At 62.4% G+C, this 11,300-nt stretch carries 9 protein-coding genes; 1 reads left to right on the top strand and 8 read right to left on the bottom strand.

Annotated elements, in window-relative coordinates; genetic code table 11:
- Positions 1 to 93 precede the first annotated feature (93 nt).
- From BBD46_RS12410 to BBD46_RS12395, 4 genes are all read right to left on the bottom strand, one after another.
- Complete coding sequence (locus BBD46_RS12410; protein ID WP_071402006.1) at positions 94 to 4,518, bottom strand: ATP-binding protein; 4,425 nt, start codon at positions 4,516 to 4,518, stop codon at positions 94 to 96.
- Positions 4,515 to 5,855: a chemotaxis-specific protein-glutamate methyltransferase CheB gene (gene cheB / locus BBD46_RS12405; RefSeq protein ID WP_071402005.1), complete on the bottom strand. Its 1,341-nt coding sequence runs from the start codon at positions 5,853 to 5,855 to the stop codon at positions 4,515 to 4,517. Before cheB ends, BBD46_RS12410 begins: the two co-directional genes overlap by 4 nt.
- Positions 5,852 to 6,214 (bottom strand): chemotaxis protein CheY, encoded by a 363-nt coding sequence (gene cheY, locus BBD46_RS12400; RefSeq protein WP_004214542.1) that lies wholly within the window; start codon positions 6,212 to 6,214, stop codon positions 5,852 to 5,854. Before cheY ends, cheB begins: the two co-directional genes overlap by 4 nt.
- A 142-nt stretch (positions 6,215 to 6,356) precedes the next feature.
- Positions 6,357 to 7,196 (bottom strand): chemotaxis protein CheW, encoded by an 840-nt coding sequence (locus BBD46_RS12395; RefSeq protein ID WP_071402004.1) that lies wholly within the window; start codon positions 7,194 to 7,196, stop codon positions 6,357 to 6,359.
- A gap of 142 nt (positions 7,197 to 7,338) precedes the next feature.
- Between BBD46_RS12395 and BBD46_RS12390 the strand changes: the two genes are divergently transcribed.
- Positions 7,339 to 7,989, top strand: coding sequence for a chemotaxis protein CheW (locus BBD46_RS12390; protein WP_253184561.1), 651 nt, complete (start codon positions 7,339 to 7,341; stop codon positions 7,987 to 7,989).
- Between the two features lie 737 nt (positions 7,990 to 8,726).
- Here the strand turns inward: BBD46_RS12390 and BBD46_RS12380 are convergent.
- The 4 genes from BBD46_RS12380 to BBD46_RS12365 form a co-directional block, all read right to left on the bottom strand.
- Positions 8,727 to 9,497, bottom strand: coding sequence for a DUF5803 family protein (locus tag BBD46_RS12380; RefSeq protein WP_071402002.1), 771 nt, complete (start codon positions 9,495 to 9,497; stop codon positions 8,727 to 8,729).
- A 12-nt stretch (positions 9,498 to 9,509) separates the two neighbouring features.
- Positions 9,510 to 10,205: a DUF2110 family protein gene (locus BBD46_RS12375; protein ID WP_071402001.1), complete on the bottom strand. Its 696-nt coding sequence runs from the start codon at positions 10,203 to 10,205 to the stop codon at positions 9,510 to 9,512.
- Between the two features lie 4 nt (positions 10,206 to 10,209).
- Positions 10,210 to 10,746 carry a transcription factor gene (locus BBD46_RS12370; RefSeq protein WP_012996787.1) on the bottom strand — a complete coding sequence of 179 codons (537 nt, stop codon included), beginning with the start codon at positions 10,744 to 10,746 and terminating at the stop codon, positions 10,210 to 10,212.
- A 129-nt stretch (positions 10,747 to 10,875) separates the two neighbouring features.
- Positions 10,876 to 11,199 (bottom strand): amphi-Trp domain-containing protein, encoded by a 324-nt coding sequence (locus tag BBD46_RS12365; RefSeq protein ID WP_071402000.1) that lies wholly within the window; start codon positions 11,197 to 11,199, stop codon positions 10,876 to 10,878.
- Positions 11,200 to 11,300 lie beyond the last annotated feature (101 nt).

Raw genomic sequence — 11,300 nt, 5'->3', positions numbered from 1 at the left:
TCGCTGTACTTGCAGCTGCGTCTGTCTCGGCACCTGCATCTACGTCTGCATCCGCAGCCAGTTGTCCGTGTCTCGATACCATTTCGTTCACAGTCATAGCGTCGTCACATCCAGGATATTCACGATCTTTCCACGGCCACGAACCGTCGCACCGCTCAGCCCGGGCAGATTCGCCATGAACCCCTCGAAGGGTTTGACGACAACTTCCTGCTGGCCGTGTACGGCATCACAGCGGAGTGCGATCGGTCGCACATCCTCTCGAATCCGGACGACCATCCCGTGTGCGGGCGTCCGAAGCTCTTGTTCGTCGCTGTCGAACGTACTCGAGTTCGGCGTTCCGTCGTTGGACTCCGATTCCGATTCCGATTCCGATTCGAGTACGTTGTCGAGATCGAGGACCGGTGTACCGGTGCCGGCGTTGGTTCCGGTGTCGGTGTCGCTGTCGGTGTCGCTGCCGACACTCGACTCCGCACCATCGGCTGTCTCGTCAGCCGTATCGGATGCGTCAGCACGGTGTGAGCCGCCCGCGGCGTCCGCAGTTGCGTCCGAAGCCACATCGGTGACCACTGCGGAGTCGGTGTCGGCGGCACGTGCTTCGTCGTCGCGAAGCACCGGGTCGCCGTCTGCGGTCTCGACCAGTTCGACCGGGACGATGTCCGAGACGGCTTTCGTGGGAATGCCGTACTCTTCGCCACCGCTTTCGACGAAGAGCACGTCGTCGATCGCGATCGAGACGGGGACCGTCATCGTCACGGTCGTTCCCTCACCTGGTTCGCTGTCGATTTCGACCGTTCCGTCCAGGTCTTCGATCGTTCGCTTGACGACGTCCATCCCGACACCGCGGCCGCTGACGTCGGTAACCTCGCTCGCGGTCGACAGCCCGGGATGGAAGATGAGTTCGGTGACGTCCTCGTCGGTGAGGTCGGCGGCGTCGGCTTCCGAGAGCACGTCAGCGTCGACTGCCTCGGATCGGAGCCGTTCGGGATCGAGACCGCTGCCGTCGTCCGAAACCGAGATCGTCACTCGGTCGCGTTCCCGTTCGGCCGTTACCTCGACCGTTCCCTCTTCGGGTTTGTCGGAATCTGTCCGTTCCGACGGCGATTCGATACCGTGGTCGACCGCGTTTCGCACGAGGTGGATCAGCGGATCACGCAGCTGGTCGAGAATACTCCGGTCGAGTTCGACGTCTTCGCCGGTCATCTCGAAGGCGACCGTTTTCTCCTGCTCGCGTGCGATGTCACGGACAACCCGCGGCAGTCGGTTTGCGACCGTCCGCAGTGGAACGAGACGGACGTCCATCACCGTCTCCTGAAGGTCCGTCGTTAGCGATTCGAGATCGTCGAGTTCGGCTGTGATCGCGCCGGCGTCCGCCACCGCCTCAGCGAACTCACCGGATTCGACCTCGTGACGGAGGCGGACGCGACTCGTCACCAGCCCCTCAACGAGCGTCAGCAACTCGTCGATCTGCTCGACATCGACGCGGACGGACTGGGTTTCGTCACCCTCGCGTTCGGTCTCCGGACGTGCTGCTGTCTCCGGGACCGTGATGTCGGGAATCTCGAGATCCGGTTCCTCGACCACCGGCCCGCTATCGGCTTCGGTGCCGAACCCGGACGACGCGTCGACAGTGGCGTCGGCTTCGGACTCGGCTGTGTCCGTTTCGTCGAACCCATCGGGACTCGAGTACTCCTCGCCGAGGGACCCACGCTGTGGTTCGGTGTTGATGTTGGCAGCGTCGTCACCGAAGTCGATATCGAGGTCTGCGAACGCGTCATCCTCGGGGGTGTCGTCTCCGGCAGCCGAATCGCTCTCCCAGTCGTCGAACGAGTCGGGTTCGGAGAAGTTGCCTTCGTCAGCGTCTACGTCGCTCGTGAACGAGTCAGCGTCTGCTGCATCCGCTCTGTCGCTATCGCTGTCGCCGAAGGTGACATCCTCCTGTGGCGATGGGTTGAACGCCGTGTCCGCGGTCGCGAACTCGCTGTCGTCAGCCGCCGTTGTGAACTGGTCGTCAGCTGTGTCCGTTTCGTCATCAGCGGACGTGTTCGTGACGTCATCGGCAGCCACTTTCGCGTTCGCGTTCACGTTTGCGTTTGCGTCCGCGTCATCGTCGTCCGCTACGTCCACGGACACCTCGCCAGTCGACTCCGCCGGCTCGAACTCGGTATCGAGGCCGGAATCGGTGCTGGAGTCGACAGCAAAGTCGGATTCGCTGTCGATGTCGACGCCGAAGTCGGACTCACTGCTGGAGTCACCGTCGAGTTCGGCGTCAAGGGCGGAATCCGTCTCGTCTTCGACTGCCTCGCCGAGTCCGTCATCCACAGTCTCGGAGTCCGCTGGCGGTACTGACTCGTCGGCGTCGGTAACCGGGACCGACGCCTCGTCCATCGGTTCGTCGGTCGTATCCGCAGCCCCAAACACGTCAGCAGCGTCGGCTGCTGTGTCACTCGCGTGGTCGAACGGCGTCGTACTCGAGTCCGCGTCAGTATCGGTGTCGGCATCTTCGAACCAGGATACGACGTCGTCGGATCCCGGGTCGTCGTCTGCGGCTGCGGTTGTCGTTGTGGTCGCGTTCGTTGAGTCGGAAGCGGTTCCCGAGTCGGACGCTGTGTCGTCGCTGTCGTCCGTTTCGGTCTGGCCGTCGTCGACGTCGATGCCGAAGTCAAACGCGCTGTCGTCGGGTGATTCGATCGGCTCCGATACGTCGGAGCCGTTGGGGGTCACTTCCGAACTCTCGTCAGCAGCAATTGTTTCGTTCGACTCGTCTGCACCGGTGTCAACTGACTCGGTATCCTCGACTTCTGTATCGGTATCGGTCTCAGTAACGGTATCTGACGGCTCATCCGCACTGCTACCGGTCTCAGTCACCGTATCCACATCCGAATCTGTATCCGCATCGATTCCGGAATCGACGTGCTCGCCTGTTTCGGCCGCACCTGCCGTCGCAGATTCGTCGGCAGACGCCTCATCAGCGGTCACATCGACGGCGGACGCTGTCTCTTCGGGTACGGACTCGTTGACCAGCAAGTCGTCGAGTTCCTCGTCTGAAACCGCCGTAGCGGTATCGGTCTGGGGGTCGGTCCCGGGCTCGAGTTCCGATTCGGACTCGGGCTCGGACCCAGACTCGGGCTCAGGTTCCACACCATCAACCGACTCCGAACCCGAACCCGCTCCAGCATCAGCCAGGAACGGCTCGTCCGGGTCCGCTGCGTCCCCGAGGAGTTCGTCCATGCTGACTTCGTCTTCCTGATCGAACTCGTCGAACTCGAGTTCGTCGAGTTCGTCCTGGAGTTCGTCGAAGCCGACGGTGTCAACCTCGGATTTGAGTTCGGCGAAAACGGCCTCTGCGTCGTCGACTTCGTCGTCCGGTGAGCCGGGATCAACTGCCGGTGCCGGCGACTCCGCTCCCGCCGTCTCGGGCGAGTCATCGACTGCGTCCGTCTCGGCGTCGCCGGCGGGTTCGGCCGCACTGTTGCCACCAGCGTCGATCGAACCTGTGGCGTCCGCCAGGTTTTCGTCCTCGAAGTCGGCATCTGCGTCGGCGAGCAGGTCGTCGAACGAGCCAGCCTCGCCCATGTCGTCGAAGACGTCGAGGTCGCTGTCGTCGACTTCTTCGACCTTCTCATCGAGGTCGTCGAACTCCGTGAACTCGTCGAGCAGGTCGTCGACCTCGAGGTCCTGTGCTTCGTCCGCGCTCAGATCACTCCCCGGAGCGGGTTCCGGTTCGGGGCCGTCGCCGGTCGCGACGGCGGCGAATTCCTCGGAGACGTCGACGAGTTCGAACTCGGCAACCTCGCCAACCGGGTCGAGCCCCGACGCGATCGCCCCCTCACCGACCGCGCTGCCGAAGATTGCATCGAACGTCGCACCGTACGCGCCGTCCGCGATCGTCTGGCGGTCCGGTACAGTGCCGATCAGATCGAACGCGTCGATGAGCGCTTCGACGACCAGCAAGCCGTTGTCGAGCTCGTCGTGGCCGTGTGGGCCGCGTCCGTCGCCCGCCGCGTCAGTATCGACCTCGATACGCGCAAAGTAGGCGTTGTGGTTGGCGTCGGTCGGCGGCTCGAATCGCGAGAGCACGTCCTCGATCTCACCCTGTGACGGTTCGGTGAGGCCAACCGTTGCGTCCGCGTCACCGGCGTCGGCAGCGGACTCGAGTTGCGCTCGGAGCGCGTCGATAGTCGGCTGGGGGTCGGTCTGGATCTCGCCCTCGAGTGCGACCTCTTCGATCAGCTTCTCGAGTTCGTCGACGCCGTCGAAGATGGTGTCCATCAGTTCGGGCGTGACCTCGAGTCTGTCGCGGCGGACGGCATCCAGCACGTCCTCGATCGCGTGGGCGAGATCGCTCGCGGACTCGAGTCCCGCCGCGCCGCAGTTGCCTTTGAGCGTGTGGGCGATGCGGAAGATGTTCTCCATGGCTTCCGCGTCGTCGGGCGAGCGCTCGAGTGTCAGGAGCGCGTTGTTCAGTTCCGTAATGCGGTCTTCGCTCTCACGAACGAAGTCGGTCCAGTACTCTGTCATCGGGTATCACTGGCGGTGTCGCCACCATTGCCGTCGGTCGATTCTGCAAACGTGTCGACGATCGTCGGGACGATCGCATCGTCCGGAGCGACGGTCTCGACACGACCCGTTTCGATTGCCTGACAGGGGATTCCAAAGACGGGGCTGGTCGCCTCGTTCTGGGCGATCGTATAGCCCCCAGCGTCGGCGATTGCCTCGATGCCGGCCGCACCGTCACTGCCCATCCCTGTAAGGACGACCCCACAGAGCGGGCCGGTGACGTGTGTTGCCGCGGTTTCCATCGTCTCGTCGATTGCCGGCCGAAGTCCGTGACGACGGGGACCATCGTCGAGGCTGACCTCGAGTGTGGTCCCGACGCCCTCGTCGCGGCCATCGCTGGCAGACGAGTCGGCTGCGGCGGCGTCGGTCACCTGCATGTGGAATCCACCCGGGGCGACGAGTGCCTCGCCGGGTCCGACGCGGTCGCCGTCTGTCGCCTCGCGAACCGCGTACTCGCTGTGTGAGTCGAGCCGTGTCGCGAAGCGACCCGTGAACTCGGGTGGCATATGCTGGACGATCAGCACCGTCGCCTCGAGCGTCCGAGGCAACTGCGCGAACAGCCGCTCTGCGATCTTCGGGCCCCCCGTCGACGCGCCGATAACGACGACCGGTGCCGTTGTCGAGCCGAGCTCGTCTGGCACCGTCCGATCATCGTCAGCGGGAGCCGACTTCGACCAGTTCCGTGTCTCCGCACCCGGGTTCGAACTCGGCCCCTGTGTCGATGCGGTCGTACCGGTCGGCCCGGCCGTTCCACTTCGTGCAGTTTTCGTCGACCCGGCTGCGGAGCCTGATCCGGACCCCGTCCCCACCGGCGTCGTCGCTGCCGCCGATGAGTCCGTCGCCGACTCGAGTGCAGACGACGTTGCGTACGCACTCGCCGATGCTCGTGCAAGAGCGAGCGCAGAAATATCGGCGTCTGCGAGTTCGTCGACCGCCTCGACGACGTCATCGGCGAGGTGGGCGATGTTTCGCGACCCCGAGCCGTCGGGTTTCGGGAGGAACTCGATCGCCCCGCGCTCGAGTGCATCGAGCGTGGCGTCGGTTCCCTCGTCCGTGTAGGCGCTTAGCATGAGAATGAGCGTTGGGTTCTGCGCCATAATCCGTTCGACGGCTTCGATGCCGTTCATTTCGGGCATCTCGACGTCCATCGTCACGACGGCAGGGTCGAACTCGGCTGCGGCGTCGACCGCTTCGACACCGTCGGTTGCCGTTTCGACCTCGTAGCCGGCCTCGGTGAGCGCGTTGCCGATGACTGTTCGCATGAATCTGGAGTCGTCGACAACGAGTACTCGCGTCATGCCGCAATGACGTCTGTGAGCGCCTTCCTGACGCTTGGCTCTTCGAACGGTTTCGTGACGTAGCCGTCGGCCCCGGCCTTGACGGCCAGTTTCATCTTCTCTCGCTGCCCGACACTTGTACACATGATGACACGTGCGTCGGGATCGATTTTCTTGATGGCCGCGGTGGCCTTGATCCCGTTACACTTGGGCATCACGATGTCCATCATCACGATGTCGGGATCGTGTTCCTTGTACAGTTTGACTGCTTCAGCACCGTTAGACGCCTCGCCGATAATGCGGTGATCCTGCTCGAGGATCTGACGAAGGAGATTCCGCATAAAATGTGAGTCGTCTACGATGAGCACCCCTGTCGACATTCACTAGTACACCACATTCTCGTACCGATACAACTACCATAAATGCTGTCTCTCGATTATCAGTCGTGATAAGTGATACGTGCGGCGAGAATCGCGTCGATACTGGCCGTGTCTCGCTCTCAGGAGACAGGGTGGAACGGCCTCAGGAGTCGAGCACGGAAACCCGGCTTTCGACCTGTCCAGAGGCGAGCAACATTGCCTCGACGTCGATAACTGGCGTCGCCTCGACGACGGGTCGGGATGACATAGCGCCAGCAGCGTCTCCAGACACTGTCACTTCGTTTTCAGGTTCGCCGTCTCCGGTCGACGCTGCATCAGCCGTCGACGCCGCATCGACTGCCTCGATGACGGCACCACTGGAGCGCTCAAGACCGGTCGTTGGTGCCTGTTCGTCGCCTGATTCATCGACGCTGCCCCCAGCGCGGCCATCGCGGCCAGCGCGTGGCGACCCATCGCGTCCTGCCCCTGCTGGCGACCCAGCGTCACCCGTTCGTTCTTGCTTGACGAGCGCGCTCACCAGCGGGTGCTCGAGTGCATCACCATCGAAGACGCTGTCGTCGATCGATTCGTCGTCGAACACGTCGCTTTCCGGGAGTGCGTCGACGCCGTAGACGTCGTTGACGTGGATCGCAGCGGCCTGTTCGTCAGCGCCGCGGTCGAAGACGAGAAGCTGTTCGCGGTCGCCATCTGAGTGGTCTGTCGGGAAGTGAACGGTCGGATCGATGACGGCCGTGATCTCGCCACGGAGATCAGTCACCCCCTCGATCGCAGCCGGCGAGCGTGGCACTTGCGTCATATCCGTCGGTAGCTCGGTCGTCGTCCGAACGTCGTTAACCGGTACGGCGAGACGGTGCGTACCGACGCTGAAGAAGACGAACCGAACGCGGTCTTCCTCCTCGCGCTCCGAGCGCGACTGTCGCGTCCGCTTGTCTTCCTTGTTGATGTCGATCCCGAGTACTTTCTCGGGCAACTCCGGGGCCATGGTCCTGTTCGTGTATTCCAGTCCAGCGATAAAACGTTGACTCCTGTGTTTGTTCACGGTACTGATGACTCGACAGCAGACGCGACACCCACGCCGGGCGACGCAAAGTACTTATTATCGCCACGAAGTGTGCTAAAACAGGATGACGTCGGCCGTGGACGAAGACAACGAGGCAGACGCAACGAGAGACGCAGCCGAAGATAGAGACGGAAACGGAAACGAACGCAAAACCACCCCCTCCAACAACGAACGCAACACTCCCCACGAGACCGCCAACCACGAACACGCTACCACTGAACAGTCCGGTGGCGACAGCACCATCGATATCGACACCGATGTCGATCCAACGAGTCCCCTGCGCGTCCTTACGTTCGACCTCGGCACATCGCAGTACTGCGTCCGCGCCGACGCCGTCGCCACCGTTCTCCCAATTGCCGACGCCGCCGGACTCGACTCGAGTACCGACCCGTGGAACGCCGGTATCGTCACCGCCGACGGGACGCGGATTCGCGTCGTCGATCTCCATTCGATTTTCGAGGGAACGACCCGCGATCCGGCCAGTCTCGACGATCCGCTCTTGCTCGTCTTCGCCGAAACCGACGCGGACGAGGTCCACTACGGCTGGCTCGTCGACGACGTCGATGTGACGCGGACGATTCGACTCGAGGACATTGCGGCGACGCAAACGACGACACAGTTCGTCGTCGGCCGACTCGAACTCGACGCCGAGCGCGGCGTCGATGATGACGACACTGATATCGTCGTCCTCGACGACACCGCACTACACCGCTGAGCTGCTGGCTAGATCCGCACTGAAACGGACCCGACGCGTTCGCTCTGAGATTGTCGAGAGCGTCGCGTCTCCAGTGTGGTACTCGAGTACCGACTACAGAAACGGAGGAGAACTCGAGAGTATGTGTGTGCTGGTGACGGCAGGGTACAGTGACGAGCAGGGTGTCTCGCTAGATAACTCCGTGGGCGATAGAGAGGTGCAGAACTAATTGACTGAAGCACATCCAGTTCTTGGATCGATATACTCCTCGTGGATTCTGAAGCCAATAGCGTCTCCTTCGCTGGGTGTGCAATCTAACGTAAAATCAGTCGTTTCTGCTAGGCCAGCGTCAGTCTCAATTGTCGCCGTCAGTTCCATCCCTTCCGATAGCCTCTCGAGTTTCATCGTCGTACGTGCTGATGGGTTCAACCCGTCCTGATCCTCCGAAGGCAAATCAAGGGTTTGCTGGTAGAGTTCCCCATCAGAATCGGAAACGGCTACATCTACTTCGATTGGGTCGTTTGTGTGGTTGATAACGCTCACCCGGAACAGATGCGCATCAGTTCGGAACGAGCAGCCAGCGAGGAGACCTACCGCAGGAAGCAGAGACTGCAGTATTGTTCGCCGATTAGCCTCCATATATCAAACATCTATCGGAAATACAAACTACTTTTGTTCTCAGATGAGTTGTGAAGCACCAGTACCCCCTTTCGACTGCGCACAGTTGCTTCCGGATCTATGACAACGTACTAAGACGGCTACTTGAGCCCCGGCGGCGGCCCATCGTCGTCATCCTCGATTTCCACGTCGAGCCCGAGTTCCTCGCGTTGTTCTTGTAACTGCTGGACCTGCCGGTAGTAGTAAGCGACGCCGATGCCGCCGACGACGACGACCACACCGACGAGGCCGATGAACAGCGACACGCCGCCGGCGCTGTAGTAGCGCAGCGAAATCGTGCCGTCCGCGTGGTCCCAGTACAGTCGCTCCTGGTCGTCGACAACCTCGCGGTCGTAGCCGCTCGGGCTGGCGTCACCGAACAGGAAGTTCGACGTGCGCTCACCCTCCGGAAGCGTCACCTCGTACGAGCCAGTGACGTACGTCGGCAGCTGGAACGTGCTCCCACCTGTCGGACCGGAGAACGCGAGCGTCCCGTTTCCGTCCGGGACGGAAAGGTCGGTACTCGAGCGGTCCTGATCGACATTGAGTTCGGAGCCGGTGACTTCGGTGCCGTTCGGGTACCAGTAGCGGACGCTGTGGATGTCAAGGGGCTCCTCGCTGTAGAACGTTGACTGGGAGAACGAGAAGTCCTCGGTGCCGTTCAGGTCGTACACAGCCCGGTACTCGCCGCTGCTCAGGATGCCACCCTCCTCGATGTCGATCCTGACGTCGGCCTCGCTGTCGCGGAGGTCGTCGTACTCCTGCTCGCGGTCGAGTTCGTCGTCCGAAATCCCGGTGAAGAACATGGTACAGCCTGCCAGACCGATGAGCAGGACGACCGCAACTGCGCCGAGAACGAGCCGTCTGTTCATGATGGTGGCTGGTTAGGGGACGACACAGCGGAGTTCGGCTGGCAGGTACTGCCCGACGCTTGCGAGCAGCCCTGGCGGATCGGTGTTCTCGGTGCAGATGACGCTCTGCTCCAGCAGACCCAGGCGCTCGACCGTGACGTAGTCCTGGGCGTGGCCGGCGCGGTTGAGCGTCGCACGAACTTCGGCGCGGGTTGCGCTGTTGACGTTGAGGCGGCCGTCACCGCGCGTCCACTCGTAGAGGCGGTCGCGTTCCTCGTCTGCGAGCCGCGAAGGTTCGTCTTCCTCGGCGTCAGCATCGCCACCACCGCCGTAGACGAACCGCATCGGCAGATGCTGCACCAGTCCGTAGCGCTCGCGGATCTGCGTCGGCGACCCCGGACCCAGTCCGAGTTCGTCCGCCGGAATGCGAACCGGCTGGCCGGCATCGAGCACGATCCCGTCCTCGTCCCACGAATCGAGCGTCCCGATGTAGGTCTCGCCGGCTTCGAGATCAGGGACGATCTCGCCGAACTCCTCGCGGAGAACGTTTCGCGCGACGGTGGCGTCGTCACCCTCGATGGTGACCGACGGGAAGTCGTCGTGGCGCACCCCGAGGTCGAACTCGACCTCGAGATCGCCGATTTCGTTGTTCACAAGCGAGCGCAGGGAGTCAAGCGATCGCTCGCGGGCGTCGCCCTCGACGTACAGTTTGGTTGCGAGTACGACCATCTATTCAGGCATCCACATCCACGTCGGCATCGAGATTCAGTTCGCTCTCGAGTGCCGCGAGTCGGTCCTCCATCGACGTGACGAGTCGGTCATTGTCCATGGACTCGAGTGGCGAGCCACACTCGGGACACTCGAAGCCGAAGTCCATCGCTTCGCCGAACTCGAAGCGGATCGAACAGATCTCACAGAGGTAGAACTCGTGATTTCGCTCGTACTCCTGGCGCTGTTCGAGTGCGTCGTGAAGCCGGTACATCTCCTCTTCTAGGTTCTCGGGGATGTTGTCGTACTCGAAGGTCCAGAGGTACGTCAACCAGCCCGAGTCCTCGTCGCGCAGCCGTCGGTAGCTGGCGAGGTCGTTCTCGTACAGGATAAACAGCGCGCGCCGAACGTCGTTCAACTCGAGATCCAGCTCCTCCGCGAGCTCCTCGTCGGTCACTTCCCCGTCCGGTGGTGCCGCCGCGACGGGCATCCCCTTGGGACCGACCAGCTCGTGCAAGTACTTCTGGATGACTGGATCCTCGAGCAGGTCCTCAAAAGCCATTACCTATGCGTAACGCCATGTGGCCATTAAGTCTTTTGAGGGACGGCGCTCGTTCGGTGGGTTTCTCACTCGGTGGCTGCAGTGTCGCCGACGGTTGTGATCTGTTCACCAGTCCGGACCACAACCGCGCTATAGCACGCCGTCGTCCTGCTCTTCTCGCTCTTCGTCCGGCCGCTGATCCCGTTCCTGCTCGATGTCCGCGCCCGCGTCCGCTGTCGCCACTTCCCATCCCAGCGTGATCGTAACCTCCTCGCGCTCGCCGCCGAGCATCGGCGAGCGCTCCTCGACTTCGATCCCGTACTCGAGTCGGTCGTCGGGAGAGAGTGTCAGGAGCTTGTTGCCCACGCGGATGTCGGCGGTGTCTGGACCGTCGAGTTCGGCGGCAATCGCCTCCAGGAGGTCGGCAGCCTCCGAGCGAGACACGTCGTCGTCGTAGGTCGTCGTTTCACCCATATCGACTCTTCCACCGAATGGACACAAATAGGTTGGCTGGGAAGCAGCAGGGCGCGTTCACGGCCTCTCTCGGTGGGTCGGTAGGGGAAGCACCGCGGGGC

The sequence above is a fragment of the Natrialba sp. SSL1 genome (assembly GCF_001861355.1).
Lineage (GTDB): Archaea > Halobacteriota > Halobacteria > Halobacteriales > Natrialbaceae > Natrialba.
Note: the sequence above shows the minus strand (reverse complement) of the source record. Positions and strands in the feature narration are given on the sequence as shown.